Here is a 26,028-nt window from a genome sequence, read left to right as displayed (position 1 = left end):
GACTCCGAGTCGCCGGCCCACTGACATCGGCTCCGAGACGCCGCGGGACGGCTCCCGGCCTCGCGGCGATCCGCCCTCAGGACTTCACGGTCGACAGGGGCTCGGTGATGCTCTCGAGGCTGCGGCGCTCGGCGTCGACGCCGAAGATCAGGGCGATCACGCCGCCGAGGATCATCACGGCGGCGCCGACGAAGTAGCCGATCGTCAGCGGTCCTCGGTCGCTGCCGTCGCCGATCAGGGCGCCGTAGAGGGCGGGGGCGACCGCTCCGGCGATCTGGCCGAGGGTGAAGAAGTACGAGATCGCCTGGCTGCGCAGCTCGAGCGGGAAGATCTCACTCACGGTGAGGTAGGCGCTCGAGGCTCCCGCGGAGGCGAAGAAGAACGACACGCACCAGAGGATCGTCTGCGTCGTCGCGGTCAGGACGTCCATGCTGAAGAGGACCGCCGAGACGGCCAGGACCGCTCCCGAGACGCCGTAGGTGAGGAAGATCATCTTCCGCCGGCCCCACACGTCGAACAGGTGGCCGAGCACCAGCGGCCCGACGAGGTTGCCGATCGCGAACGGGAAGAAGAAGTACGAGATCGCGCTCTGCTCGACTCCGTAGAAGTTCTCGAGCACCAGCGCGTAGGTGAAGAAGATCGCGTTGTAGAGGAACGACTGGGTGATCATCATCGTCGCGCCCACCAGCGTCCGCTTCGGGTACTGCCGCAGCAGCACCCGGGCGATGGTGCGGAACGGGATGCTCTCCGTCGCCTTCACGGTGATCGCCTTCGCGTCGTCGACAGGCTCGAGCACGCCGCCCTCCGCCTTCACTCGGCGCTCGATCTCGTCGACGGTGCGCTCCGCCTCCTCCTCGCGGCCGTGCGTCATCAGCCAGCGGGGGCTCTCGGGGATGTGGCGGCGGAGGTAGATGATCGCCAGTCCGAGGATCGGGCCGAGGAAGAAGCCGAGGCGCCAGCCGACGTTCTCGGCGAAGAGCGCGTCGTTCAGGAAGAACAGGTTGGCCGCGGAGCCGAGAGCCGCGCCGCCCCAGTAGGTGCCGTTGATCGCGATGTCGACGCGGCCGCGGTACTTGGAGGGGATGAGCTCGTCGATCGCGGAGTTGATCGCCGCGTACTCGCCGCCGATCCCCATGCCCGCGAAGAAGCGGAACACGGCGAGGAAGACGTAGTTCGGCGCGAGACCCGCCAGGCCGCTGGCGACCAGGTAGATGACGAGCGTCAGGATGAACAGCTTGCGCCGCCCGAGCTTGTCGCTCAGTCGCCCGAAGATCAGGGCGCCCGCGATCTGCCCGCACAGGTAGATCGTGCCGAGCAGGCCGACCTCGAAGGCCGAGAGCCCGAACTCCTTCGCGAAGCCGGCGGAGGCGACGATCTGGATCTCGAGTCCGTCCAGCACCCACGAGAAGCCGAGGCCGACGACGATCGACCAGTGGAAGCGGGTCCAGGGGAGCCTGTCGATGCGGGCGGGCACGAGGCTCCGGACCGGGCCGCGCGGACTGGTGGATGTCGACATGGCGAGCGCCTTCCTGTCGCCCCGGCGTCGTTGCGGAGGAACGCTGTCCCGAGCGCGGCGAGACGACACTAGACCCGCGGGCGGCTCCATATCGCCGGGCTATTCACCCCTTGTCACGGACCGCCGAGCGGGTGTATCCCGGGCATCGGTGCCCACCCGGAGGCGGAGCGAGGCGCGGTGGACGCGAGCCCGGATCCGTCCCGCGGGGCCTGACACCGCCCGCCTCCTCGGCCTAGCGTGGAGGCATGATCGACGCGACGCCCGCGGGCACCCCCACCTACGTCCTCAGCGAGGGGCCCGTCTGGGATCCGGACACCGCCCGCCTCACCTGGGTCGACATCGAGGCCGGCGCGGTCCTGTCCGCCCCCGTCACCGCGGAGGGGATCGGAGCGATCTCGCGCACCGACGTCGGCGAGCAGGTCGGCGCCGCGCTGCCCCTGGGCGACGGGCGGACGCTCGTCGCGCTGACCCGACGGCTCGCGATCCTGGAGGTCGACGGCTCCCTCACGCGCGGCTCCGAGCTGCTGCCGGAGGGGCACCGCTTCAACGACGGCACGATCGACCCGCAGGGGCGCCTCCTGGTCGGCTCGCTGACCCTCGGCGAGTCGGCGGGCGACGACGTCCTGCTGCGCATCGAGCACGACGGATCCGTCACCGTGCTCGACGACGACCTGCGGCTCTCGAACGGACTCGGCTTCTCGCCGGACGGCTCTGTGCTGTACTCGGCCGACACCGAGTCGGGCGTGATCCACCGCCGCTCCTACGCGGACGCCGAGCACGGCCCGCGCGAGCCGTTCGTCGAGCTCGAGGAGGGCGTGTTCGCCGACGGACTGACCGTGGACGCCGACGGCCGCGTGTGGGTCGCGGTCTGGGGCGGGAGCGGCGTCCGCGTGTTCGAGGCCGACGGCAGCCCGGTCGAGGGCGAGGGCATCAGGATCGACGCCCCGCACTCCTCCAGCATCGCCTTCGCGGGCGAGGACCTGGACATCGCGGTCGTCACCTCCGCCTCGCGCGACCTCTCGGCGGACGAGCGGGCGCGTCATCCGCACGCCGGCGGACTGTGGATCGCGCAGCCCGGAGCCCGCGGCCGCGCCGCCACGCGCTGGGTGGAGGGGCCGCTGCCCTAGGCGCGGCCGGTCGCCCGTCAGACGGCGGGCGCCGTCGGCGGGCTCGGCTCCGACGCGGGCTGCGGCACGAGGGTCAGCCGCGAGATGCGGTAGCGGTCCGTCTCGGCCACGCGGAGCAGGTGGTCGCCGACGAGCACGGAGTCGCCCACGACGGCCACACGGCCGATCCGGTCGAGGACGAACCCGCCGACCGTCTCGTACGGGCCCTCGGGCAGCTCGATGCCCAGCTGCTCCGCCAGGTCCTCGAGGATCATCCCGCCGTCGACGTCGTGCAGCTGCTCGGCCGCCTTCGCGTCGACCGCCTGGCGGGCGCCGTCGTACTCGTCGTAGATCTCGCCGACGAGCTCCTCGAGCAGGTCCTCCAGCGTGATGATGCCGTCGGTTCCCCCGTACTCGTCGATGACGACGGCGATCTGGTGGCCGTCCTGGCGCATGGTGCGCAGGGCCGCGAGCACCTTCGTCGTGCCGGGGACCGCGAGGATCGGGCGGGTGATGTCGGCGACGCTGCTCGCGGTGCCGGCGCGACCCGCCTCCGGGAACGCGGACATCAGGTCGCGCACGTGGACGAAACCGAGCACGTCGTCGAAGTCGTCGCCGACCACCGGGTAGCGCGAGTGCGGCTGGTCGAGGACCGCCGCGTAGCCCTCGGCCACGCTGAGCGCGCCGCGGAGGAAGTCGACGTCCGGCCGCGGGCGCATCACCTCGGCGACGCGGCGGTCGTCCGCGCGGAAGATGTCGGTGAGCAGCCGGCGGCTGTCCTCGTGGATCTCGGTGTTGCTGGAGATCATGTCGCGCACCTCGTCGGCCGAGACGCTCTCGCCCTTCTCGCGCGGGTCGGCGCCGAGGAGGCGGACGACGGCGTCGGTCGAGACGGACAGCAGCCAGATCACGGGGCGCATCAGGCGCGCGAGGGCGTTGAGCGGGGGTGCGAGGGCCTTGGTGAACGCGACGGACTTCTGCATCGCCAGGCGCTTGGGGACCAGCTCGCCCAGCACCAGGGAGAGGTACGCGATGACGAGGGTCATCAGGATCAGGGCGACGGTGGAGGCGGCGGAGGCCGAGAGGCCGAGCGACTGCAGCGGCGGCACGAGGTCGGGCGCGATGGTCGAGGCGCCGTACGCCGACGAGAAGAAGCCGGCGAGCGTGACGCCGATCTGGACCGCGGAGAGGAACGTGTTGGGGTTGCGGACGAGCTCGGCGATGCGCCGGCCGCGCTCGCTGCCGGCCTCGATCGCGCGGACCTGGCTCTCGCGGAGGCTGACGATGGCCATCTCGGTGCCCGCGAAGACGCCTCCGAGGAGGACGAACAGCACGACGAGGCCGATGTTGAGGAGGGTGTCGAGATCCACGCCGACCAGAGTAGGGATGCCGGCCGTGAGAACGCCTCGTGGACTCTCAGGGAGTGGGTCGGGCGGGGCGACGCCCCGCCCGCCCGCTCAGGACGCGTCGGCCGGGCGCACGCCGATCGTGAGGATGAGGTTCGCGTAGATGCGGCGGTCGCCCGAGGCGATGGTGAGCGCGACGTCGGGGGTGCGCGCTTCGGCGTAGAAGGCGTGCCGCTCGAGCGAGGTGAAGGGGACGCCGTCGAGGGATCGGCGGAAGGCGTCCTGCGCGGGGACGTCGATCCCGGGCGCGGGGGTCATGACCGTCGCCTCCTCGACGACGATCGCCGAGAGCAGGGCGTCGAGGATCTCGTCGACGGTCAGCATGTCGGGCCGGAGGTTCAGGTGCACCAGGGCGGAGTTCGGTCCGAGCGTGGTGCCGACGGGGTAGTTGCCGTCGGCGATGAGGACGCGGGAGCCGTGGCCGGCGCGGGCGAGCGCGTGCAGGATCTCGGGGTGGAGGAGGGTCGTGGTCAGCAAGAGGAGCTCCTAGAGGTCGTGGAGGTGGGCGACGGACGAGCCGGCGAGCAGGCGGCCGGGGAGCCTCCGCTCCTGGGGACCGGGCTGCTCCGCCCCGGAGTCGAGGCGGAGGCGGACGAGGGCGGCGGCCTCGGCGGCGATCGCCTCCGTCGGCTGGGCGATCGTGGTCAGGTGCGGGCGGACCACGCGGGCCAGCTCGACGTTGTCGAAGCCGACGACGGAGAGGTCCGTCGGCACGCGCAGTCCGGAGTCGCCGAGGGCGATCAGGGCGCCGACCGTCAGCTCGCGGTTGCTCGCGAACAGGGCGGTCGGCCGGGGGCTCAGGGCGAGGATCCGCTCGACGGCGGCGATCCCGCTCTCGACCGTCAGCGGGCCGCGCACCACGGCGTCGGCGGCGGGGTGGACGCCGCGCTCGGCCAGGGCGGCGAGGAAGCCGGCGGTCCGCTCCCGGGTGGAGGACACTCCGTCCTCCCCGCCGAGCACCGCGATAGAGCGGTGGCCGTGGTCGAGGAGGTGCCGGGCGGTGGAGGCGCCGGCGCCCGCGTTGTCGAGCGCGACGCGATCGGTGACCAGTGCGTCGTCGATCCAGTCGACGGCCACCACGGGGGTGCCCTGCTCGGAGGCGCGGCGCAGCGCGTCGACGTCGCCCGCGGACGGCACCGCCACGATCCCGTCGACCATCTTCTCGAGCAGCAGGTCGACCGCGGCTCCCGGCTCGGGGCGGCTCACACCGACCAGCACGCCGATGCCCTCTCCGCGCAGGGCCCGCTCGAGGCCCGCGATGATCGAGAGGTGGAACTCGTTGTCGAGGGTGGGCAGCAGCACTCCGACCGTGCGGGAGCGCCGCGAGCGCAGGCCTCGAGCGAAGCCGTTGACCCGGAAGCCGACCTCGGCGGCCGCCGCCTCGATCGCCGCCCGGTTCTCGGGGCGCACGGGGAGCCCGTTGTAGTGCTTCGAGATGGTCGAGAGCGAGAGGCCGGTCAGCCGCTGCAGGTCCTTGTAGGTGGCCACGTCACAGGGTGGCGCGGGGCGAGCCGTAGCCGCTCCAGCCCGGGATCGTGCCGTCGGCGTCCCACAGGTCGAGCCAGCCGGTGCTGCCGGGCCAGAGGAAGACCTGGCCCTTGATCAGCCGGTTGTTGCGCTCGGCGCCGCGCAGCGCCTCCTGCTCCTCGGCCGTGAGCACCAGGGAGGCGGCGGCCAGGTTCGCCTCGATCTGCTCCGGCTTCACCGCGAACGGGATCGGGATCTGGCCGCGGTTCACCGCCCAGGCGAGGCACACGACGGCCGGATGCACGCCCCGCTCGTCGGCGATCGCCCGCACCGCGGGGTGCTCGATGTCGACGATGTCGCCCTCCACCCGGTCGCGCTCCGGCCGCGACGGCGAGCCCAGCGGCGAGTAGCCGATCGGCTGGATGCGGTGGTCGAGGCAGAAGCGGAACAGCTCCGGCTGCTGGAAGCAGGGGTGCAGCTCCATCTCGTTCAGCTGCGGGGCGATGCGGACGTCGGCGAGGATCCGCTCGAGCTTGGGGATCGTGACGTTGGAGGTGCCGAGGTGCCGGACGAGGCCCCGGTCGACCAGGCTCTCGAGCGCGCGCCAGGTCTCGAGGAACGCCTCGTGGACGTACGGGCGGGCGTGCGGATCGCGCGCGTCGGTCTCGGCGTGCGGCGGGTGGTGGTTGGGGAAGGGCCAGTGCACGAAGACGGCGTCGAGCACGTCGAGGCCGAGATCGGCGAGCGAGCGCTCGACGGAGGCGACGGCCGCCGCGGGCTCGTGCGCGTCGTTCCAGATCTTCGACATGACGAAGAGCTCGTCGCGGTCGACTCCGGAGTCGGCGATCGCCCGGCCGACGCGCGGCTCGTTGCCGTAGACGGTGGCGCAGTCGAGGAGGCGGAAGCCGGCGCGGAGGGAGTGCTCGACCGCGAGGCCGACGGTCTCGGCGTCGTAGCGGTCGGAGCCGAACGTGCCGGCGCCGATCGCGGGGATGCGGCTGCCGCTCGCGAGGACGCGGTGGCTCGGCGGAGTGGGGGCCATGCGGATCCTCCTGGTGCGGCGGCGGGGGCGAAACGTTGCGCTCCACGGTAGGCGGCGGAGGGCGGCGACGTCAACGATGCCCTGGACGGGGGTGCGTAACGTTTCGTGCGGTGGGTGCTTTCGTCCTCCGTTCCTGCCCCGCCTCCCTCGAGAGTCCAGTAGTCGTCGCACTCGAGCGCGACTGCGACGACTCCTGGACTGTCGAGAAGAGCCCCGCCCCTCCGCTCATACCAGCCGGCGCGACTCCTCCGTGACCACGCGGAACCAGCGCGCGCCGTAGCCGTCGAGGGGCACCGACACGGCGCCGTCCTCGTCTAGCGGGAGCGACTCGCCGCCGAGGGAGTCGACCAGCCGCGCCCCGGCGGGGGTGTCGGGGAGCGTCAGGTGCGCCGTGCGCGGGTTCGACGCCAGATTGTGCACCGCGACGGTCGTGCCGGTCGACGCGGACATCCGGTGCGCGAGCACGCTCGGCTCGTCGCAGGGGAGGTGCGTGTACTCGCCCCAGCCGATCTCCGGCGACCGCCGGTACAGCCAGGCGAGGCCCTTCACGTGGGCCAGGAGGGAGTCCGGATCCTGGAGCTGCGCGGCCGCGTTCACGTGCTCGGGTCCGAAGCCGCCGCCGGGAGGGGCGGCGATCAGGTCGGCGGCGTCGGCACGCGAGAACCCGCCGTTGGCGGCGCTGCTCCACTGCATCGGGGTCCGCACGGCGCTGCGGCCCGGGATGTCGGCGTTCTCGCCCATCCCGATCTCCTCGCCGTAGTAGAGCACCGGGGTCCCGGGCAGCGAGAAGACCAGGCTGTGGACCAGGCGGACGCGGCGCGGGTCGCCGTCGACCATCGGCGGGAGGCGGCGGACGATGCCGCGCCCGTGGATCCGCTGCGACTGCTCCGGAGCGAACGCCGCGAAGACCTCGTCGCGCTCGTCGTCGCTCAGCTGGTCGAGGGTGAGCTCGTCGTGGTTGCGCGCGAAGTTCGCCCACTGGCTGCCGACGGAGATCTCGGGGCGGCTCGCGAGCGCCTCGACGAGCGGCGCCGCCTCCTCCCGGGCCAGCGCGAGGTAGAGGCGCTGGTTGCCGATGAAGTCGAACTGCATCGACAGCTCGTCCGCGTCCTCGCCGCCGAAGAAGCCGAGCTGCTCCTCGCGGGTCACGTTGACCTCGCCCAGCAGCATCGCCTCGCCGGAGCGCCGCGAGACGAAGCGGCGCAGCAGGCGCAGCCACTCGTGCTCGTCGCGTTCGCCGGGCTCGATCAGGTAGGGCACCGCGTCGACCCGGAAGCCGTCGACGCCCAGCTGCAGCCAGAACCCGATGAGCTTCGCGATCTCGTCGCGCACGGCCGGGTTCTCGGTGTTGAGGTCGGGCTGGTGCCGGTAGAAGTGGTGCAGGTAGTACTGGCCCGCCTCCTCGTCGCGGAACCAGACGCCGTCCTCCGCGTCCGGGAACACGTTCGCGGGCTGATCGGCGGGCGGCTCGTCGCGCCAGACGTAGTAGTCGCGGTACGGGCTGTCGGGGGAGGAGCGGGCGGCCTGGAACCAGGGGTGCTGGTCCGAGGTGTGGTTGACGACGAGGTCGACGATCACGCGCATCCCGCGGTCGTGGGCGGTCCGGATCACCTCGACGACGTCGCCGTGGTGCCCGAAGCGCTCGTCCACTCCGTAGAAGTCGCTGATGTCGTAGCCGTTGTCGCGGCCGGGTGACCGGTAGAACGGCGCGAGCCAGAGGCAGCTGACGCCGAGCTCGGCCAGGTAGTCGATCCGGTGGACGAGGCCCTCGAGGTCGCCGACGCCGTCGTCGTCCCAGTCCATGAACGTCTTCACGTCGAGGTTGTAGAAGACGGCGGTGCGCCACCACAGGTCGCTCGTGTCGGTGACCCTCATGCGCGGGGCTCCGGGCGGGAGGAGGCGGAGGGTGCGGGGGAGAGGGGCGCGGGCGCGGGCGTCCGGGTGGCGGCGGTGGGGGTGGCGGCGTGCTTGTGCTCGTGATGCGTCACGGAGGGGCTCCAGGGGTCGGGGGAGGCGGCGGGGGCCGTCCTCGGAGGCTAGGCGGGGCGGGGTGCGGCGTCCGCCCGTTGACTTCCCAGGTGCGCGGCCGTGCTCGCGGGTCCGGGGGCGCTCGCCGACTCGAGGTCCGTTCTCCTCCGGCTCCCGCTCCGTTCTCCTCCGGCTCCCGCGACTGTCCAGGAGTTGTCGCACTCGAGCTCGAGTGCGACGACTTCTGCGCACTCGGCGACGACCGCTGGGACAGGCCCGGCGGCTCGCGACCACGCGGAAGCGGCCGTACTGGAGCGCGAGTACGGCGACTTCGGAGCAGTGGCGACCGGCTCGAGTGCGCGGGTCCGCGAGTGCTCAGGAGTTGTCGCAGTCGACGCCGAGTGCGACGACTTCTGGACAGTGGGGGGAGGGGCTCCGGGTGAGGGCTCGCGAGTGCTCAGGAGTTGTCGCAGTCGACGCCGAGTGCGACGACTTCTGGACAGTGGGGGGAGGGGCTCCGGGGTGAGGGCTTGCGAGTGCTCAGGAGTTGTCGCAGTCGAGGCCGAGTGCGACAAGTTCTGGACAGTGGGGGAGGCTCCGGGTGAGGGCTTGCGAGTGCTCAAGAGTTGTCGCAGTCGACGCCGAGTGCGACGACTTCTGGACAGTGGGCGGCGTCCGAGCAGCGTCAGGGGCCCGGCAGCACCCGTCAGGGACCGCGGCGGCACGCATCGGGGGCCCCGCGGCGCGCGTCGCGCCCGGCGCCCGCGACCTAGGGTGAGGGAATGCACCCGCTCGACGCCAAGGACCCGCTCGCGCACTGCCCCGAGCTGTTCGTCCGCACCCCCGAGGTCCGCTCCTACCTCGACGGCAACTCGCTCGGCCGGCCGCTGCGCGCGAGCGTCGCCCGGCTCGCGCGGTTCGCGGAGGAGGAGTGGGGCGGCCGCCTCATCCGCGGCTGGGAGGAGGGCTGGCTCGACATGCCGCTCGAGGTCGGCGACGCCCTCGGCTCCGCGGTGCTGGGAGCCGCGGCCGGGCAGACGGTCGTCGCCGACTCCACGACCGTCCTGCTCTACAAGCTCGCCCGCGCGGCGATCGCCCGCCAGGCGGAGCAGGGGCGCGACGAGATCGTCGTGGACACCGACAACTTCCCCACCGACCGGTACGTGCTGGAGGGCATCGCGGCCGAGACCGGCAGCACGCTCCGCTGGATCGACTCCGACCCCGGGAGCGGCGTCGGCCCCGACGACCTCGCCCCGGTGCTCGGCGAGGGGACGGCGCTGGTGCTGCTCAGCCACGTCGCGTACCGCTCGGGGTTCCTCGCCGACGCCGCGGCGATCACCGCCCAGGCGCACGAGGCCGGCGCGCTCGTGCTCTGGGACGCCTCCCACTCCGTCGGCTCGGTGCCGCTCGAGCTCGACGAGTGGGGCGCGGACCTCGCGGTCGGCTGCTCCTACAAGTACCTCAACGGAGGCCCGGGGGCGCCCGCGTGGGCGTACGTCGCGTCGCGGCACCAGGGCTCGCTCGCGCAGCCGGTGCAGGGCTGGATGGGCGTCGCCGACATGTTCGAGATGGGACCCGGCTACCGTCCGGCCGAGGGGATGCGGCGCTTCCTCAGCGGCACCCCGCCGATCACGGGGATGCTCGCGATGCAGGACATGATCGCGCTGATCGCCTCGGTCGGCATGCCCGCGGTGCGCGCGAAATCGGAGGCGATGACGGCGTACGCGCTGGAGCTGGCCGACGCGTGGCTGGTGCCGCGCGGGGTGCGGGTGGCGACTCCGCTCGACCCCGCCCGGCGCGGCTCGCACGTGACGATCGCGCACGAGTCGTTCGCCGGCCTCGTCCCGCGGCTGCAGGCGGACGGGATCGTGCCGGACTTCCGCCGACCCGACGGCATCCGGATCGGCCTCTCGCCCCTGTCGACCACCTTCGCCGAGCTGGAGCTGGGCATGGCGGCCGTCCGGGACGCGCTGGACTGAGCGGGCCGGGGCTCGGCGGGGCGGCTGTTCCCGGCCCCGCCCCCTGCCCTCACCGCGCGTCGCGCGTCCGGCGGGTGCTCTCCTTCTGCAGGGCCTCGACGAGCTCGGCCTTCGTCATGCGCGAGCGGCCGGAGACGTCCAGGCGCTTGGCGAGGTCCATCAGGTGCGCCTTCGTGGCGTTCGCGTCCACTCCGCCCGCCGTCTCGCCCCCGGGGGAGCGGCCGTGGCCCTCGGCGCGGGAGTCGGAGGGGCCGCTCTCGGCCTTGCGCTCCCAGTGGTCGCCGACCTTCTCGTACTCGTGCTTCAGCGCGGCGAAGGCCGTGCGGTGGGCGCGCTCGCCGTCGCCGTAGCTGTCGACGGCCGAGTCGTGCGCGGCCGACCAGAGCTTCTGCGCGTGCTCGTCGGAGCGCTCGATGGTGGACGGGATCTGTTCCTCGCGGGGCATGGCGGCCTCCCTCTCGTCCTCCGACGCTACGTCGGGTCGGAGGCGCCGGTCACCCCGTTGACGAGCGCTCGGCGGGCGCCTCCGTCCCCGGAGCGCACTCGGGAGGCCGCTGCCGGTGTTCTCACCGAGCCGACGCCGATGATGGGGCGATGTTCATCCCGACCAGAGCCGCCGGTCTCGAGGCGCTCGACGACTTCGTCGCCCGCGCGGGCTCCGCCTACGCCCGCGACCGCAACCACGACCTCGGACCGTCCCGGGACAACGTCTCCGGACTCTCGCCCTACCTCCGCCACCGCCTCGTCACCGAGCGGGAGGTCGTCGCCGCGGTCCTCGCGCGGCATCGCCTGACCGCCGCGGAGAAGTTCGTGCAGGAGGTGTTCTGGCGCACCTACTGGAAGGGCTGGCTCGAGCAGAACCCGGATGTCTGGCGCCGCTACCGCCGCGAGGTGGCGGACTCCTCCGCGGGCGATCCTCCGCCCGGCTACCTCGACGCGATCGGCGGACGCAGCGGCATCGACGCGATGGACGCGTGGGTGAGCGAGCTCGTCGAGACCGGGTACCTCCACAACCACACCCGCATGTGGTTCGCGAGCATCTGGATCTTCACCCTCGGACTGCCCTGGCAGCTCGGCGCCGACTTCTTCTACCGGCACCTGCTCGACGGCGACGCCGCGTCCAACACCCTGTCGTGGCGATGGGTCGCCGGCCTGCAGACTCCCGGCAAGACCTACCTCGCCTCCGCGTCCAACATCGCCCGCTACACGGAGGGGCGCTTCTCGCCGAGCGGCCTCGCCACCACAGCCCCCGCGCTGACGGAGGAGCCCTTCCCGCCGCGGGCACCGCTCGAGCAGGACGACGTCGTGGGGACCGTCGGCGCCCGCCCCGGCCTCCTGCTGCACGAGGAGGACCTCGAGGCGGAGAGCCTGCTCGCCGAGCAGCCGGGTCTGGCCGAGCGCCTCGTCGCGTGCGCCGTCGCCGGGGACGCGGGCGGGCGCTCGCCGTCCGGAGTCTCCGACGCGGTCGCCGCCTTCACCGCCGCGGCGCTCGCCGACGCCGCCGAGCGCACCTCCGACTCCAGCGGTCGGCCGGCGCGGGTGCTGGCGGACGCGCGTGCCGCGACGGTCGTCGACTGGGCGGTCTCCGAGCGGATCGACACGGTGGTCGTTCCGTACGCGCCGGTCGGGCCCGTCGGGGAGCGGGTGGAGACGCTCCGCTCGGCTCTCGCCGACGAGGGGGTCGCGCTCGTCACCGTGCGCCGCCGCTGGGACGGCGCGGCGTGGCCGTCGGCGTCGCGGGGATTCTTCCCGTTCCGGAAGCGGATCCCGGCGCTGGTGCGCGACCTCGTCGAGCCCGCCGACGCGGCCCGCCTGTTCTGAGTGGCGTCCTGTGAGCCGCGTCCTGTGAGCCGCGTCCTGTAGGCCGCGTCCCGCATCCCGCGAGCCGCGAGCCGCGAGCCGCGAGCCGTGTCCTGTGAGCCCCGTCCCGCGACCCACGTCCTGTGAGCCCCGTCCCGCGGAACCTGCCTGGTCCCGCGGGGCGGGTGCCGCTCAGCCGAGCAGGCGGTCGCGGAGGAAGTCGCTCGCGAAGCGGCCCGAGGGGTCCCACTCGGAGCGGAGGGTGCGCCACTCCTCGAGGTGCGGGTAGAGCGGCGCGATCTCGTCGGCTCCGGCGAGGAAGTGCTTGCCCCAGTGCGGCCGGGCCCCGAGCGGCAGCAGCGCGCCCTCGACGGCGGGGAGCACGGCGTCGACGCCGGCGCGGTCCTTCTTGAAGGTGAAGTGCACGCCGACGCTGTCGCGGCCTCCGGCGGGGGAGAGCCACTGGTCGTCGCCCGCCATGGTCCGCAGCTCCGTGATGAGCAGGACGTCGTCGATCCGCTCGCCGATCGCGCGCAGCGCCACGATCGCCTCGCGGACGTTCGCGCGCGGCACCATGTACTCGCTCTGGATCTCGTCGCCCGCGCTCGGCTCGCGGTCGAGGCGGAAGTGCGGCAGGCGCTCGGACCACGGTCCGACGGAGCCGCCGAACGGATTCAGGTTGGAGTCGACACCCTCCGAGACGGCGAAGAGGCTCGCGGAGGCGGCGACCGCGCCCAGGTGCGTCGCGTCGACGTCGGCGACGGATCCCGCCGCCACCTTGGTCTTCAGCCACAGCTGCTCCACCGTCGGCGAGGACCAGTGGGTCATGAGGCTGACGCTGTAGGCGGAGGAGGTGATCGCGTCGAAGTCGTCGAGCACGCGCTCCCAGGGCAGGTCGACGAACGCGTCCTGGCGGACGTCGAAGGTCGGCTGGATGTCGAGGGTCACGCGGGTGACGATGCCGAAGGCGCCGAGGCCGACGACGACGCCCTCGAAGCCCGGCTCCCCGCGGCGGATCGTGCGCAGCGAGCCGTCGGCGGTGACGAGCTCGAGCGCCGAGACGGCGGAGGAGAGGTTCGCGTTGCGGTCGCCCGAGCCGTGGGTGCCGGTCGCGATGGCGCCGGCGACCGAGATGTGCGGGAGCGAGCCCATGTTGTGCAGGGCGTAGCCGTTGCTGTGCAGGTGTGCGGCGACGACGCCGTAGCGGGTGGCGCCGCCGACGGTGACGGTGCTCGCCTCGGCGTCGATCACGGGGTCGGAGGCCAGGCGGCCCAGGTGCAGCAGTGCGCCGGGGGTGTCGGGCAGGGAGTTGAAGGAGTGGCGGCTGCCGAGGGCGCGGACGCGCTCGTTCTCGCGGACGAGGCGCTGCACCTCCTCGACGGACTCCGGCTCGATGATGGCGGCGGCGCGGTACTCGTAGGTGCCCGCCCAGTTGCTCCGTGAGGTCATGGGTCCATTCTGCCGGGTGCGCGGGGGATTTGTTGTTGGTTGCAACGAATGGCCTGGTAACGCACGGGACGCGGCAGGACGGAACGGCGTGGATTTTGTTCGGGGCGCGCTCCGGGCCCCTGCCGGGGAGGGCGGCGATGACCGCGCGCAGACGATCCCGCTCCGATCTGTTCCGGATGTGCGTGAGCCTCCTGGTCACGATCGTGGTGGTGCTGCTCGTCCTGGCGACGGGGACACCCGCTCCGGGCGACGGGGCCGTCGATACGACGGCGACCCTCGTTCCGGTGTACCTGCTCGGCCGGCCGCTCTCCACCGCCCTCTCCGTGGGCTGGAGCGCCGCCTCGTACTCGCGCCTCGACGAGCAGGCGCTGCGGAGCACCGCCGAGGAGGAGGCGCGCGGCGAGCGGCGCCTCCTCTCGCGGATGCTGGGGGCGACCGGGGCGACCGGCACGACGCTACCGGCGGCGGTGCCGGCGGCGGTGCCGGCGATCGTGGTCACGGTGGCGATCGCGCAGAGGACGGAGTCCCGCAGCGAGCCCCTCTCCATCGCCGCCGCCGCCCTGCTCACCGTCGCGAGCTCGTGGGTGCTGATGGTCTTCTCGTTCGCGCAGGCCTGCCTGCGCCTCGAGTCGCGGTCGCCCCGGCGGTCGCAGGTGCGCTTCGCCTTCGAGGAGGCGCCGCACTTCAGTGACGACGCGACCCTCGCGCTCCTGCTGTCCACGATGGCGGCCACGGTCTCGGCCGAGATCCGCTCGAGAGAGGGCCGGCGCCTGGTGCGCGCGAACGTCGTCATCGCGTCCGCCTTCGACTCGGTCATCATCGCGATGACGGTGTCGCTGCTGTTCGGCGGACTCACGGCCTGAGACGGCGGGAGCGGAGCGTCCGGCGGAGCCGGGGGCGGCGGGGTCGGGGCGGGTTCGAGGGGCCGGGTTCGAGCGGGCCGGGTTCGAGCGGGGCGGGGGCGGCCGGGTTGGGGCGGGTTCGGGCGGGCCGGGGGCGGCGGGGTCGGGGCGGGTTCGAACGGGGCGGGTTCGAGCGGCCCGGGTTCGAGCGGGACGGGGGCGGCCGGGTCGGGGCGGGTTCGAGCGGCCCCGGTTCGAGCGGACGGGTTCGAGCGGGGCGGGGGCGGCCGGGTCGGGGCGGGTTCGAACGGGGCGGGTTCGAGCGGGCCGGGTTCGAGCGGGGCAGGGGCGGCCGGGTCCGGGGCGGCTCGGGCGGGCCGGGTTCGAGCGGGGCGGGTTTGAGCGGGCGGGGGTGGCCGAGTCGGGGCGGGTTCGAGCGGGCCGGGTTCGAGCGGAGCCGGGGCCGGTCGGGTCGGGGCGGGTTCGAGCGGGGCGGGTTCGAGCGGACGGGTTCGAGCGGGGCGGGCGGCGCGGGCTGGTGGCTCGGCTCAGGAATCGCGCGGACAGCGGTGTGTGAGCCCGCGCTCGCCGGCGGTCCGTCCCTCCACAGGCGGGGTACCGGCTCCGTTGTCCCGATCCTGGTCATGGGCCCCGGCCCGATGTCGGTGGTCGCTGATTCAATACAGGTATGACAAATTCGGGTGACGCGGTGCAGGCGGTCGAGGCGGTGCAGGCGGGCGAGACGGCGCGGACGCTCGACGCGGTGCGCGCGCTCGCCGGTCTCGCGACGGGGCTCGCCCGCTCCTCGGCACCGGTGCTGCTCGCGGGGGCGGTCGCCCTGTACACGGCGTACCGGGCGGCGCTGCTCGTCCCGGAGTCGTTCGCGCGGGGGAGTCGTCTCTCCCGGAGCGAGGCGGGAGACCTCGTGGAGCGCTCGATCCGAGCCGAGTTCGCGACTGCGCTCGGGATGTCGGAGCGCGCGGCGTCTCGGCGTCTCGAGCACGCTCGGCTCCTCATCGAGGACCTCCCAGAGACCCGCACCCTCCTGGCCGAGGCCCGGATCCTCTGGGAGGCCGGCGAGGTCGTCTGCGCCGCCGCCGCGACCCTCCCCGCTCCGTCGCGCGCGCCCTTCGACGAGCGGGCGGCCGCCGCGGCGCTCACGCAGACGCCCACCCAGCTCCGCCGGACCGTGGCGCGGTTGCGCGACGAGCTGCACGAGCAGCCGTTCACCGAACGCCACGCCCGCGCCCGCGAGGACCGCAGCGTGTGGCTCGGCGCCGAGGCCGACGGCATGGCCACGCTCTGTGCCCTGCTGCCGGCCCCGGTCGCGGTCGGCGCCTACAACCGTCTCGACCGGATCGCCCGCTCGCTCCGCGACGGGGCGGACGCGGCGGGGATCGGGTTCGGTGCAGGTGCAGGTGCAGGTGCAGGTGCAGGTGCAGGTGCAGGTGCAGGTGCAGGTGCAGGTGCAGGTGCAGGTGCAGGTGCAGGTGCGAGTGCGAGTGCGAGTGCGAGTGGGAGTGCGAGTGCGAGTGCGAGTGCGACTGCGACTGCACAGAGCGGTGCTGGTGCCCGTGGCGATGCTCCGGTGGCAGTCGGCGCGCGGACGGACGCTGGTGCTGGTGCTGGTGCTGGTGCTGGTGCTGGTGCTGGTGCTGGTGCTGGTGCTGGTGCCGGTGCCGGGCTCGGCGCGGAGACGGGTGGCGGCGCCGGTGGAGACGCTGACATCTCCCTCGGCGACGGCCGGACGCTCGCGCAGCTGCGGGCCGACGCCCTCGTCGATCTGCTCATCGACGGCGACATCTCCGCAGACGGATCCTCGGGAGAAGGAGCGAGCGCCGTCCGTGCCTCGGGCTCCGGAATCCACGCCTCGGTCTCCGGAGTCCGCGCCGGCGTGCGCCTCACCCTGGCCGCCAGCACCGCCGTCGGCCTCGACGACGCGCCGGCCGAACTCGACGGCTACGGTCTCGTCCCCGCCGACGTCGCCCGGGAGCTCGTCCGCACGGCGGCCACCTTCACGCGGGTGCTGACCGATCCGGACACGGGAGTGGTGACGTCGGTCGGCAGGACCCTCCGCGTCCCGCCCCCTCGGATGCGCCTCCAGCTGCAGCTGCGCGACCGGACCTGCCGGTTCCCCGGCTGCACCCGCTCGTCCTCGACGGCCGAGGCCGATCACACCCTCGAATGGCGGAACGGAGGCGAGACCGCCCTCGGCAACCTGGCCTCGCTCTGCGTCGCGCACCACCACGTCCGCCACGGCGACCGCTGGACCTACGCCCTCCATCCGGACGGCACCGTCGTCTGGACGACCCCCACCGGCCGTCGGATCACCGACCGACCACGGGCGCTGCCCGGGGCTCCGCTGCCGCCCACGCGACGACCGACGCCGCAGTCGGCGCAAGAACCGGAGCCGGAGCCGCAGCCGGAGCAGCAGCCGCACCCGCTGTCACCACGATCCTCGTCATCGCAGCTGAGGTCATCGCGACCGTCGTCACCTCGACCGTCGCCATCGCTGCTGTCGCCGACGCGGCCGCGGTTCGTGGACGCGTCTCCGCCGTTCTGATCCGCAGCCCGACCTGCCGGGCGATCCGACACTCCGTCGGCCGCGAGGCGGTGCATCGCCGTGCCTGGACACGCCCAGGCGCCCTCGCGCTCTCGCACCTCCGGCGCCGCGAGGTCCGTCGGCACGTTGGCGCTTCGTCGAGCCCCGAGCCCCGAGCCCCGAGCCCCGAGCTCCGAGCTCCGAGCCCCATGTCCCGGAGCTCCGAGCCTCGAGCCCCGTGTCCCGTGGTGCTTCGGCGCTTCGGGGCGTCGGCCACCGCGTCCCGGTCCGCCCGCGTCCCGGTTCGCCCGCGTCCCGGTCCGCCCGCGTCCCGGTTCGCCCGCGTCCCGGTTCGCCCGCGTCCCGGTCCGCCCCTGTCCCCGGTCCGCCCCCGTCCCGCTCCGCCCCGTCCCGGTCCGCCCCTCCGTCCCGGTCCGCTCCGTCCCGGTCCGCTCCCGTCCCGCTCCGGCTGGCGGACGCCCCCGCCGCGCAGGAGAGCCGTCGAACTCGAGAGATCACGACCGGACGACCTCCACGTGGTTCACGTTCTCCGCCGCCCGCCGCCCGCCGCCCGCCGCCCGCCGCCCGCCGCGTCCGTCGGCACTCTCCTGCCCCGTCCTCTCCGGCCCTGCTCTGTCCTCTCCTTCCACGTCCTCTCCTGCCCCGTCCGGTCAGGAGCCTCCCGCCGCGGCGACCGCTCCACTCCGCCCGTGCCGCCACCCGTGCCTCCGCCCGTGCCGCCGCCCGACCTCACCGGATGCCGCTGCGCGCGAACCCCTGCACGAAGTAGCGCTGGAAGCACAGGAACAGCAGCACCATCGGCAGCACCGACACCAGCGCCAGCGCCATGCTCGCGCTGTAGTCCGGCGTCGACTGGCCCTTGAGGTAGAGCAGGCCGATCGGCAGCGTGAACAGCTCGTTGTCCTTCAGGGCGATCAGCGGCCAGGCGAAGTCGTTCCAGCTGCCGAGCAGAGTCAGCAGGATCAGGACGGCGATCAGCGGCTTCGAGAGCGGCAGCACGATCTGCAGGAACACCCGCAGGTGGCCGGCGCCGTCGATCCGCGCCGCCTCGATCAGCTCCTCCGGGATGGAGAGGAAGAACTGCCGGGCGAGGAAGATCCCGAAGGCCGCCGCTGCTCCGGGCAGGATCACCGACCAGTAGGTGCCGTAGATCTGCAGTCCGGTCACGAGCTTGAACTGCGCGACCATGATCGCCTGCACCGGGATCATCATCGTGGCCAGTGCGAGCAGGAACAGCAGGTTCCGCCCCGGGAAGCGCAGCCGCGCGAAGCCCCAGCCGGCCAGCAGGTTCACCACGACGGTGAACACCGTGACGAACACCCCGATCACGACCGAGTTGACGAACCACTCGCCCACGGGGAAGCGCGCGAACACCGTCGCGAAGTTCTCGAACGAGATCTCGCTCGGCCAGAAGCGGGGCGGGCCGGGCGCGAACACCTCGCCGCGCGGCGAGAAGGCGATGACGAGCATCCAGTACAGCGGGAAGAACACGACCGCCGAGGCGACGATCGCGACGACGAGGCGGACGACGAGTCCGGAGCGGGAGCCGTCGCGGCGGGAGGGACGCCGGCGCGGGGTCTCGCGGGCGGTGGCCGCGGCGACCGCGGCGGGCGTGGTGACGGTGGAGGACGACATGAGGGCTCCTAGTCGACGAGATCGCGCGTGCGGCTCGTGCGCCACTGCAGATAGGTGAAGGCGAGGGAGACCAGCAGGATGACGACGCCGAGCGCGGCGCCGTAGCCCTGCTCGCGGACCTGGAAGCCGTTGCGGTACGCGTAGGTGCCGAGCACCGAGGTGGAGAAGCCGGGGCCGCCGCCCGTCATCACGAAGACGATGTCGAAGACCTGGAACGAGGCGATCACGTTCATGATCAGCAGGAAGAAGGTGGACGGGCCGACCAGCGGCACCGTCAGTGCTCGGAACTGCTGCCAGCGCGTCGCTCCGTCGATCCGTGCGGCCTCGTAGAGCTCGGGCGAGACGCTCTGCAGGCCCGCCAGGTAGATCACCATGTTGAAGCCGATCCGCAGCCACACCGCGGTCAGCATCACCGAGATCATCGCCGCGGAGCCGTCCGACTGCCAGGCGACCGGCGAGGCGCCCAGCGAGCTCAGCACCTTGTTCACGATGCCCGAGGACTCGCTGAAGATCGTGACCGCGATCATCCCGGAGGCGACGCCCGAGATCACCAGGGGCAGCACGATCACCGTGCGGAAGATCCCGCGCGCGGGCAGTACGGAGTTGAGCAGCACGGCCAGGCCGAGGCCGCCGGCGAGCTCGAGCGGCACGGTGACCGCGGTGAAGAGGAGCGTGTTGCCCAGGCTCTGCCAGAACACCGGGTCGGCGCCCATCCGCAGGTAGTTCGCGAAGCCGACCCACTCGGGCGTGCCGAAGCCGCGCGACTCCTGGAACGAGAGCTGGATCGCCCAGAGGATCGGCACGAACAGGAACAGCGCCATCAGGAGCAGGTTCGGGCCGACGAAGCCGAAGCCGGCGAGGGCCTCGCGCCTGCGGGCCGACCGCGGCCGGGCGGAGGAGCCCGCCCGGCCGCGGAGGGTGGTGGCGGTCATCAGCTGGTCGCCTGCTGGATGGCCGCATCGAGGCCGGAGAGGGTCTCCTCGGTGCTGCGTCCGCCGACGAACGCCTCCTCGAGCTGGTCCTGCATCGCGACCGAGATCTTCGCGAGGAACGGCGAAGTGAGCTGCTGCACGTCCCGCGGGGTGATCGTCGCGGCCTGCTCGACGAACACGGGCATCACGTCCGGGCGCACCGCGAAGTCGATCGACGCGGGGTCGATGTCGGACCGGGTGGGCAGCTCGTTCGTCGCCGCGCAGAACTCGGCCATGGTGTCGGCCTGCGTCATGAACGAGAGGAACTCGGTCGCGAGCTCCGGGTTGTCGGTGTCGGCCGTGGCGACGAGGGCGTTGCCGCCGAGGTCGGTCGCGCCGCGCTCGTCGACGGGCATCGGCGTGGCGGTCCACTCGAAGTCGGCGAGGTCGTCGATGTCCGGCACGAGGAAGGACCCGGCGAACGCCATCGCCGCGGTCTGCTCCGTGAAGAAGGAGTCGGCGTAGGTGGCGGACTTCACCGAGCTGGTCGGCGGGACCCAGTCGTTGTCGAAGAAGCTCTTCGTGAAGTCCAGCGCCTTCGCGCCGGCGGCGGAGTCGATCGCCGGAGTGGTGCCGTCCTCCTCCAGGAGCGTGCCGTCGGCCTCGAACAGCCAGCTCAGCCAGCGGGGCGTGCCGCCGAGCTGCCAGTTGTAGACGAACGGGTACTGCTCGGCGGGCAGGCTCGCGCGCAGCTTCGCGGAGGCGTCGGCGAACTCCTCCCAGGTCCACGCCTCGTCGGCGGTGGTCGGCACGTCGGTGATGCCGGCCCACGCGAGCAGCTGCGTGTTCACCAGCAGCGCCGACACGTCGGTCTGGTGCGGGACGCCGTAGGGCTTCCCTTCGAAGGAGACGGCCTCCTGGAACGCGGGCGTGAAGGAGTCGAAGTCGTCGATCCGGTCGGTCAGGTCGAGCAGCTGCTCCTGGCTGGAGTAGACGCCGAGGTTGCCGTAGTCGACGCGGAACACGTCGGGGGCCTCGCCCGACGACAGCTGCGCGTCGATGTTGCTGAACATCTGGTCGTAGGGGACGACGTTGAGCTCGACGCTCGCCCCCTCGTACTCGGCCTCGAAGTCGGTGATCAGCGACTCGAAGGCCGCCTGCTCGGACTCGCTGGCCCAGGTGGTGAAGGTGATCGAGTCGGCGTCGGCCGAACCGCCGCCTCCTCCGCCGAAGCCGCTGCAGCCGGTGAGGGCGGCGGTCGACGCCAGGACGGCGGCGAGAGGGATGAATCGTCTGCGCATGGGTGGTCTCCTGCTGTGAAGGGTCGGACGGGGGCGGGGTCGGAGGGCCGCGTCAGGCGGGGCGGCGGAGGGCGGTCTCGACGAGCGAGACGAGGCCGTGCGAGCCGAGCTGGCCGGCGAGCAGGTCGAGCGGAGTGGGGACGGGCAGCGCCGAGTCGGCGCGGCCGAGGCGGGAGGCGGGCACGGGAGCGGCCTCGCGCTCCTCCGGCTCCGGGTCTGCGAGGGCCAGCGCGACAGTGGCGGCCACGTCCTCGACCGCGCGGACGCAGCCGAAGCGGACGATCCGCTCGTCGTCGATCAGGGCCTCGCCGTAGCCCGCGCGGAACGCCGAGCGCTGCACGTCGCTGATCGGCCGCGAGTAGATGACGCCCAGCTCGATCAGGAGCAGGTCGGCCTCCCGCGGGGCGACGGTGGCCTCGTCGAAGTCGATCAGCCAGGGGCGGCCGCTCTCGTCGATGACGACGTTGCCGGGATGCGGGTCGCCGTGGAGGGGCACGCGGGAGGTGGGCGTGCGGGCGCGCTTCAGCCGTCGCTCAGCGCCGGCGAGGGCGTCGAGGCGGGAGCGGTTACCGCGCCAGAGCGCGGTGAGGAGGGGGCGGGACTCCGGCTGCGCGTCGATCCTCTCGTCGGTCTCGGCGAGGAGGTCGGCGAGCGGACGGCGGACACGGCGGATGCCCCGCCGCACGGGAGGCGCGAGGGTCGGCGGCTCGGCGTCGTGCACGGAGCGCAGGACCGCGCCGAACCCCTCCCAGTCGAGGGCGTCCTCGCCGGAGTCGACCGCGTCCTCGCCGAGGATCCACGGCGCGACCGAGACCCGCAGCCCGCGGTCCTCCGCCCAGGGGCGCCCGTCGGAGGCGCGGTGCGGCGCCGCGACGCCCGGCACCCCCGACTCTCCCAGCGACGCCGAGAGCGCGAGTCCGAAGCGCCCGTCGCGGGCCGACGCCTTGACGCTCCACAGCGCCCCGGAGCCGTCGGCCGCGCACCAGACGCGCGCTCCGTGGTCGAGTCCGCCGACGACGGGCTCCAGGTCGACGAGGCCGACGCCGAACTCGCGGCGCACCAGAGCGCGCGCCCAGGCGCCCGCCTCCTCGATCGTGTCCATCCCGCTCATGCTGACGTGCGGGCGCCCCGCGAGCAGGTGCTTGCGCGATCGGTGATCGTAGGCATGGGTGCGGGCTGAGCCGCGTCTCAGGCTCGGGCGGGGAAGAGGGCGAGCCGCTGCTCCGTCCCCTGCTGCCGGACCGTGAGCACGGGAGCCGCGAGCGCGTGACCGTGGTGGTAGCCCGTCACCGACTCGGGGGCGTCCCCGGCGGTGAGGGGCAGGAACGCGATCGGCGAGAGGTCCGCGTCGGCGCGGAACAGCGAGAGCGCCCTCGCGGTGACGACGGCCAGCAGCACGGGGTCCGGCTTCGCCGCGCGCAGCGCCGGGAGGTCGACCGCGGCTCCGGCGACCGCGAGCGTCCGCAGCGAGGCCAGCGTCTCCGGAGTGTTCAGCACCGCGGTGACGCCGCCGTCCGGATGCTCGGCCCGCAGCCTCTCGAGGCTCGGCCGGGACCACCGCTCCTCGACGCGCCGCCGGAGCCCGAAGCCGAGCCCCGCGACGATCACCGCCGCCACCGCGAGCACCACGCCCCACCCTCCGTAGAGCTGGTAGGCCCGAGCGCCCGACCACGCCGCCGCCACGACCACCGTCGCCCCGAAGAACGCCTCGCTCCCGAGCGACCGCAGCCGGGTCGACTGCACCTCCTGCGTCACGGGCGCTCCTCCGGGTCGGGCGGACCTCCGGGCGGGATCACGTCAGCGCATGATCGCACCGGCGCCTGCGGGTCGGGCGGGGATCCGTCGCGCGGAAGGCCGGCTCAGCGCCCGCGCCGCGCCCGCGGATCGGTGAGGAGCCGGACCGGGGGGAGGTCGGCCAGGTCGGGGGACACGAAGCCCAGCACGTCGGAGTGGTGGTCGGCGGAGGCCCGGCGGAGGAAGGACCAGCACTTGAGTGAGGACGGGCGCCGGTCGAGGGGGAGGGGAGCGGCCTCCACGATGATCACGGTGGCGGAGCGGTGCAGGATCCGCACGGGCACGCGGCTCTCGCGGCCGTCGACGGTCCAGCTGGAGACGCCGCGGATGCGGCCGTCCTCGCGGTCGACCCCGACGGTGAGGACGCTCCGGAAGTCGTCGGACGCGGCGCCCATGCCGATCTGGAAGTCCCCGTCGGCGCCGTCGAGCACGAAGGCGACGTCGAGTCCGCGGCGGTGGCGGACGGTGAAGGTGGCGAGCAGGGGACCGCTCCCGAACCTCGGGGCCTCGTCGCGGGCCTGCCGGACACGCTGCTCCGCGTCGTCCTTGTCCATGGAGCCACTCCTGCCGTCCCGGCGGAGCGGGGCCCGCGCGCCCGTCGAGCCTAAGGGGAGCGGGAGGGCCTGCGGGTCAGCGGGCGCGCGGCAGCGTCACGCGGAACCGCGCTCCCACCGGTCCCGCCTGCGCCACCAGGTCGCCGCCGAGGGCCCGGGCAAGCCCGCGCGCGATCGGCAGGCCGAGGCCCGAGCCGCCGTCGGCGCGGTTGCGGGCGTCGTCGAGGCGGACGAGGCGGTCGAAGACGCGCTCGCGGTCGGCCTCGGCGATGCCGGGGCCGTCGTCGTCGACGGTGATCGTGACGGAGTCGGCGGCCGCCCCGACGGCGACGTCGATCCGCGAGCGGGCGAAGCGGGCGCCGTTCTCGAGGAGGTTGCCGAGCACCTGGGCCAGCCGGTCGGCGTCGGCGCTGACCAGGAGCGGCTCGGCGGGCCGGTGCAGCTCGATCGCGAGGCCCGGGCGGCGCAGCTCCTGGCGCTCGATCGCGGCCTCGGCGACGCCCGCGGGGTCCAGCGGACGCGACTCCAGAGCCAGGCCCTCGTCCAGACGCGCCATCAGCAGCATGTCCTGGATGAGGCGGCCCGCGCGCAGCGACTCCCGCACGACGTGCACCGAGAGGCGCTCGCGCTCCTGCTCGCCGCCGTCGGCGCGGACGAGGGCGTCGGCGGCGGCCTGGATGCCGGCGACCGGCGTCCGCAGCTCGTGCGCGGCGTCCGAGACGAACGCGCGCATCCGCTGCTCCGCCGCGAGGGCCGTCGCCTCGGCGGCGAGGGCGCTGCGCTCGGCCTGCTCGAGGTCGTCGAGCATCTCGTCGAACGCGGTCGCGGTGCGGCCGAGCTCGGTCCGCGGACGGGAGGGGCGCAGCCGCCGCCCGCGGTCGCCGTGCGCGATGTCGCGGGCCACGTCGGTCATCCGCTCCAGGGGCCGGAGGGTCGCGCGGACCACGACGATCAGCGCGAGCGCGGCCAGCAGGAGGAACACGGCCGACGCGCCGAGCAGGATCCCGTTCAGCTGCGCGAGGGTGCTGCCGACCGATCCGGCCTCGCTGGTGAGCTCGAGGCGGGTGCCGTCGCTGAGGGTCGACTCGAGGGTGATCAGCTCATCGTCGGCGGCGACGCTGCTCGAGACGACGGTGACGGCGGCGGAGGCGGCTCGGGGCGGGACGGCTCCGGAGGAGGAGCTCGTGCCGGGCGGCGACGGCGGCTCTCCGAGCTGATCGGCGGCTCCCGGGCCCAGTCGCAGCTGCTCCGGGCTCGGCCCGGCCACGACGTCCTCGCCCTCGGGGCTCGTGATCCGCACCGAGACGCCCTGCGCCGAGAGGCGGGAGGCGAGGGCGTCGTCGGCGATCGTGCCGACCAGCGCGGCGGCGGCGGAGGCGCGGTCCTGCAGCCGCTCCTCGATCTGGTCGCGGAGGCGCTCGCCGAGCACCGCCTGCACCGTCGCCGAGAGGGCCAGGAGCAGCACGGCCAGCAGAGCGAGCACGGCCAGGACGGTGCGGAGGCGGAGCGAGCCCGTCCGCAGCGCGCCCGGCTGGGCGCGGCTCACGCCTCCACCCGGTAGCCGAGGCCGCGGACGGTGTGCACGAGCCGGTCGCCGTGCGCCTCCATCTTCTTGCGGAGGGAGCTGAGGTGCACCTCGACGAGGTTCGGGTCGACGTGGTCGTAGCCCCAGACCTGCGTGAGGATCTGGGTCTTGGTGAGGGTGCGGCCGCGGTTACCGGCGAGGAAGGCGAGGAGGCGGAACTCGGTCGCGGTGAGGTCGAGGGCGACGCCGCCGCGGCGGGCGCGGCCCGACTCCGGGTCGACGACGAGGTCGCCGATCTCGACGACGGACGGGATGCGGCCGCGGCGCCGCAGCACGGCGGTCACGCGCTTGACGAGCTCGGCGAGCACGAACGGCTTCACCACGTAGTCGTCGACGCCCTCGTCGAAGCCGCGGAGGCGGTCGTCGACGGCGTCGCGGGCGGTGAGCATGATCACGGCCGCGTCGCTGCTGCGGCGGATCCGCTCGGCGAGCACGATGCCGCTCGGGCCGGGGAGCATCCAGTCGAGGATCACCAGGTCCGGAGCGAAGGTGCTCAGCTCGCGGGCGAGGTCCTCGCCGGAGACGAGACCACGGACCGTGAAGCGCTCGCTGCGCAGCGCGGTCTCGACGGAGGAGCGGATGGCGTCGTCGTCCTCGATGAGGAGCACACGGGCGGAGGAGGGCATGTGCTCGAACCTAGGGGCCGCGGATCGGGGCGCACCCGGCGTCTGCTGTGGAGGGTCTGTTCTTAAGTCCGGCTTCAGATTCGCCTTCGAATCTGAGATGGAACCGGCCGCAACCGATCCCGAACGGGGTCGGCACCGGGCCGGAACGAGGAGACACCCATGACCGAGTCGACCACCCCCGCCGAGAAGGGCTCGAGCTTCGGGCCGCGCCGTCCGAAGAAGCGCGCCCTGACCATCGGCATCGCTGTCGGCGCCCTCGGACTCGTCGCGCTCGGCTCGACCGCCGCGTTCGCCGCGACGCCGTCGAGCACGCCGACCTCCAGCGCCACCCCGCTGCACTCCACCTCGACCGACGCGCCGTCCACCGGTACGCCCGCCGAGGGCACCGCTCCCACCCCGCCCGGCCCCGGCCGGTGCGGCCCCGCCGGCCCCGGCCCTGCCGCGCTGCCGACCCGCCTACCGACAGCTCCGCGCCGACGCCCCG

21 protein-coding genes are annotated in these 26,028 nt (G+C 73.5%); 5 read left to right on the top strand and 16 right to left on the bottom strand.

Annotated features, from left to right (window positions below; genetic code table 11):
* Positions 1–76: 76 nt before the first annotated feature.
* A complete protein-coding gene (locus tag GTU71_RS11105; RefSeq protein WP_104227324.1) occupies positions 77–1,516 on the bottom strand; it encodes an MFS transporter in 1,440 nt (479 codons plus the stop codon).
* Between the two features lie 245 nt (positions 1,517–1,761).
* Between GTU71_RS11105 and GTU71_RS11100 the strand changes: the two genes are divergently transcribed.
* Positions 1,762–2,643 (top strand): SMP-30/gluconolactonase/LRE family protein, encoded by an 882-nt coding sequence (locus tag GTU71_RS11100; RefSeq protein ID WP_104239634.1) that lies wholly within the window; start codon positions 1,762–1,764, stop codon positions 2,641–2,643.
* 17 nt (positions 2,644–2,660) lie between these two features.
* Here the strand turns inward: GTU71_RS11100 and GTU71_RS11095 are convergent, their stop codons facing one another.
* From GTU71_RS11095 to GTU71_RS11075, 5 genes are all read right to left on the bottom strand, one after another.
* Positions 2,661–3,992: a hemolysin family protein gene (locus GTU71_RS11095; protein WP_104233863.1), complete on the bottom strand. Its 1,332-nt coding sequence runs from the start codon at positions 3,990–3,992 to the stop codon at positions 2,661–2,663.
* An 87-nt stretch (positions 3,993–4,079) separates the two neighbouring features.
* Positions 4,080–4,505, bottom strand: coding sequence for an RbsD/FucU family protein (locus GTU71_RS11090; RefSeq protein ID WP_104225080.1), 426 nt, complete (start codon positions 4,503–4,505; stop codon positions 4,080–4,082).
* Between the two features lie 9 nt (positions 4,506–4,514).
* A complete protein-coding gene (locus tag GTU71_RS11085) occupies positions 4,515–5,516 on the bottom strand; it encodes a LacI family DNA-binding transcriptional regulator (RefSeq protein WP_159940095.1) in 1,002 nt (333 codons plus the stop codon).
* A 1-nt stretch (position 5,517) separates the two neighbouring features.
* Positions 5,518–6,537 carry an aldo/keto reductase gene (locus GTU71_RS11080; protein WP_104227328.1) on the bottom strand — a complete coding sequence of 340 codons (1,020 nt, stop codon included), beginning with the start codon at positions 6,535–6,537 and terminating at the stop codon, positions 5,518–5,520.
* 225 nt (positions 6,538–6,762) lie between these two features.
* On the bottom strand, positions 6,763–8,412 hold the full coding sequence (locus GTU71_RS11075) for an alpha-amylase family protein (RefSeq protein ID WP_159940093.1): 1,650 nt from the start codon (positions 8,410–8,412) through the stop codon (positions 6,763–6,765).
* 875 nt (positions 8,413–9,287) lie between these two features.
* On the opposite strand from GTU71_RS11075, the gene GTU71_RS11070 reads away from it, so the two are divergent.
* Positions 9,288–10,484 (top strand): aminotransferase class V-fold PLP-dependent enzyme, encoded by a 1,197-nt coding sequence (locus GTU71_RS11070; RefSeq protein WP_159940091.1) that lies wholly within the window; start codon positions 9,288–9,290, stop codon positions 10,482–10,484.
* 49 nt (positions 10,485–10,533) lie between these two features.
* Here GTU71_RS11070 and GTU71_RS11065 read toward each other — a convergent pair whose 3' ends face one another.
* Complete coding sequence (locus GTU71_RS11065; RefSeq protein ID WP_104225169.1) at positions 10,534–10,929, bottom strand: ChaB family protein; 396 nt, start codon at positions 10,927–10,929, stop codon at positions 10,534–10,536.
* Between the two features lie 149 nt (positions 10,930–11,078).
* Here GTU71_RS11065 and GTU71_RS11060 point away from each other — a divergent pair, with 149 nt between their 5' ends.
* Positions 11,079–12,305, top strand: a complete 1,227-nt coding sequence (locus GTU71_RS11060) for an FAD-binding domain-containing protein (protein ID WP_104295836.1) — start codon at positions 11,079–11,081, stop codon at positions 12,303–12,305.
* A 171-nt stretch (positions 12,306–12,476) separates the two neighbouring features.
* Here GTU71_RS11060 and GTU71_RS11055 read toward each other — a convergent pair whose 3' ends face one another.
* Positions 12,477–13,733 carry a D-arabinono-1,4-lactone oxidase gene (locus tag GTU71_RS11055; protein WP_104234610.1) on the bottom strand — a complete coding sequence of 419 codons (1,257 nt, stop codon included), beginning with the start codon at positions 13,731–13,733 and terminating at the stop codon, positions 12,477–12,479.
* 182 nt (positions 13,734–13,915) lie between these two features.
* Between GTU71_RS11055 and GTU71_RS11050 the strand changes: the two genes are divergently transcribed.
* Both GTU71_RS11050 and GTU71_RS11045 read left to right on the top strand, forming a co-directional pair.
* Positions 13,916–14,596 (top strand): DUF1345 domain-containing protein, encoded by a 681-nt coding sequence (locus tag GTU71_RS11050; protein WP_159940089.1) that lies wholly within the window; start codon positions 13,916–13,918, stop codon positions 14,594–14,596.
* 667 nt (positions 14,597–15,263) lie between these two features.
* Positions 15,264–17,138 (top strand): HNH endonuclease signature motif containing protein, encoded by a 1,875-nt coding sequence (locus GTU71_RS11045; RefSeq protein ID WP_159940087.1) that lies wholly within the window; start codon positions 15,264–15,266, stop codon positions 17,136–17,138.
* 729 nt (positions 17,139–17,867) lie between these two features.
* On the opposite strand, the gene GTU71_RS11040 is transcribed toward GTU71_RS11045, so the two are convergent.
* The 8 genes from GTU71_RS11040 to GTU71_RS11005 form a co-directional block, all read right to left on the bottom strand.
* Complete coding sequence (locus GTU71_RS11040; RefSeq protein ID WP_104234603.1) at positions 17,868–18,773, bottom strand: carbohydrate ABC transporter permease; 906 nt, start codon at positions 18,771–18,773, stop codon at positions 17,868–17,870.
* 8 nt (positions 18,774–18,781) lie between these two features.
* The gene (locus GTU71_RS11035; protein ID WP_104239656.1) at positions 18,782–19,705 is read right to left on the bottom strand and encodes a sugar ABC transporter permease; all 924 of its coding nucleotides are present in this window, start codon (positions 19,703–19,705) and stop codon (positions 18,782–18,784) included.
* A complete protein-coding gene (locus tag GTU71_RS11030; protein ID WP_244230532.1) occupies positions 19,705–20,985 on the bottom strand; it encodes a sugar ABC transporter substrate-binding protein in 1,281 nt (426 codons plus the stop codon). Before GTU71_RS11030 ends, GTU71_RS11035 begins: the two co-directional genes overlap by 1 nt.
* 52 nt (positions 20,986–21,037) lie before the next feature.
* Complete coding sequence (locus GTU71_RS11025; protein WP_159940085.1) at positions 21,038–22,087, bottom strand: aminoglycoside phosphotransferase family protein; 1,050 nt, start codon at positions 22,085–22,087, stop codon at positions 21,038–21,040.
* A gap of 86 nt (positions 22,088–22,173) precedes the next feature.
* Positions 22,174–22,740, bottom strand: a complete 567-nt coding sequence (locus tag GTU71_RS11020; RefSeq protein WP_104256642.1) for a hypothetical protein — start codon at positions 22,738–22,740, stop codon at positions 22,174–22,176.
* Between the two features lie 104 nt (positions 22,741–22,844).
* Entirely contained in the window at positions 22,845–23,333 is a 489-nt protein-coding gene (locus tag GTU71_RS11015) for a hypothetical protein (RefSeq protein ID WP_104349676.1), read from the bottom strand.
* Between the two features lie 76 nt (positions 23,334–23,409).
* A complete protein-coding gene (locus GTU71_RS11010; RefSeq protein ID WP_159940083.1) occupies positions 23,410–24,879 on the bottom strand; it encodes a HAMP domain-containing sensor histidine kinase in 1,470 nt (489 codons plus the stop codon).
* Positions 24,876–25,544, bottom strand: a complete 669-nt coding sequence (locus GTU71_RS11005) for a response regulator transcription factor (RefSeq protein WP_104225192.1) — start codon at positions 25,542–25,544, stop codon at positions 24,876–24,878. The genes GTU71_RS11010 and GTU71_RS11005 overlap by 4 nt, the downstream gene beginning before the upstream one ends.
* Between the last annotated feature and the right edge of the window lie 484 nt (positions 25,545–26,028).

Origin of the sequence: Rathayibacter sp. VKM Ac-2762 (assembly GCF_009866585.1) — a bacterium.
In the GTDB taxonomy this organism is placed as follows: domain Bacteria; phylum Actinomycetota; class Actinomycetes; order Actinomycetales; family Microbacteriaceae; genus Rathayibacter.
Note: the sequence above shows the minus strand (reverse complement) of the source record. Positions and strands in the feature narration are given on the sequence as shown.

What these genes read in the sequence shown, in the direction of transcription:
- GTU71_RS11105 (WP_104227324.1), bottom strand. Translation starts at nt 1,516, where the DNA reads ATGTCGACATCCACCAGTCCGCGCGGCCCGGTCCGGAGCCTCGTGCCC.
- GTU71_RS11025 (WP_159940085.1), bottom strand. Translation starts at nt 22,087, where the DNA reads ATGGACACGATCGAGGAGGCGGGCGCCTGGGCGCGCGCTCTGGTGCGC.
- GTU71_RS11070 (WP_159940091.1), top strand. Translation starts at nt 9,288, where the DNA reads ATGCACCCGCTCGACGCCAAGGACCCGCTCGCGCACTGCCCCGAGCTG.
- GTU71_RS11005 (WP_104225192.1), bottom strand. Translation starts at nt 25,544, where the DNA reads ATGCCCTCCTCCGCCCGTGTGCTCCTCATCGAGGACGACGACGCCATC.
- GTU71_RS11045 (WP_159940087.1), top strand. Translation starts at nt 15,264, where the DNA reads ATGACAAATTCGGGTGACGCGGTGCAGGCGGTCGAGGCGGTGCAGGCG.
- GTU71_RS11080 (WP_104227328.1), bottom strand. Translation starts at nt 6,537, where the DNA reads ATGGCCCCCACTCCGCCGAGCCACCGCGTCCTCGCGAGCGGCAGCCGC.
- GTU71_RS11040 (WP_104234603.1), bottom strand. Translation starts at nt 18,773, where the DNA reads ATGTCGTCCTCCACCGTCACCACGCCCGCCGCGGTCGCCGCGGCCACC.
- GTU71_RS11060 (WP_104295836.1), top strand. Translation starts at nt 11,079, where the DNA reads ATGTTCATCCCGACCAGAGCCGCCGGTCTCGAGGCGCTCGACGACTTC.
- GTU71_RS11015 (WP_104349676.1), bottom strand. Translation starts at nt 23,333, where the DNA reads ATGGACAAGGACGACGCGGAGCAGCGTGTCCGGCAGGCCCGCGACGAG.
- GTU71_RS11055 (WP_104234610.1), bottom strand. Translation starts at nt 13,733, where the DNA reads ATGACCTCACGGAGCAACTGGGCGGGCACCTACGAGTACCGCGCCGCC.
- GTU71_RS11100 (WP_104239634.1), top strand. Translation starts at nt 1,762, where the DNA reads ATGATCGACGCGACGCCCGCGGGCACCCCCACCTACGTCCTCAGCGAG.
- GTU71_RS11035 (WP_104239656.1), bottom strand. Translation starts at nt 19,705, where the DNA reads ATGACCGCCACCACCCTCCGCGGCCGGGCGGGCTCCTCCGCCCGGCCG.
- GTU71_RS11075 (WP_159940093.1), bottom strand. Translation starts at nt 8,412, where the DNA reads ATGAGGGTCACCGACACGAGCGACCTGTGGTGGCGCACCGCCGTCTTC.
- GTU71_RS11030 (WP_244230532.1), bottom strand. Translation starts at nt 20,985, where the DNA reads ATGCGCAGACGATTCATCCCTCTCGCCGCCGTCCTGGCGTCGACCGCC.
- GTU71_RS11065 (WP_104225169.1), bottom strand. Translation starts at nt 10,929, where the DNA reads ATGCCCCGCGAGGAACAGATCCCGTCCACCATCGAGCGCTCCGACGAG.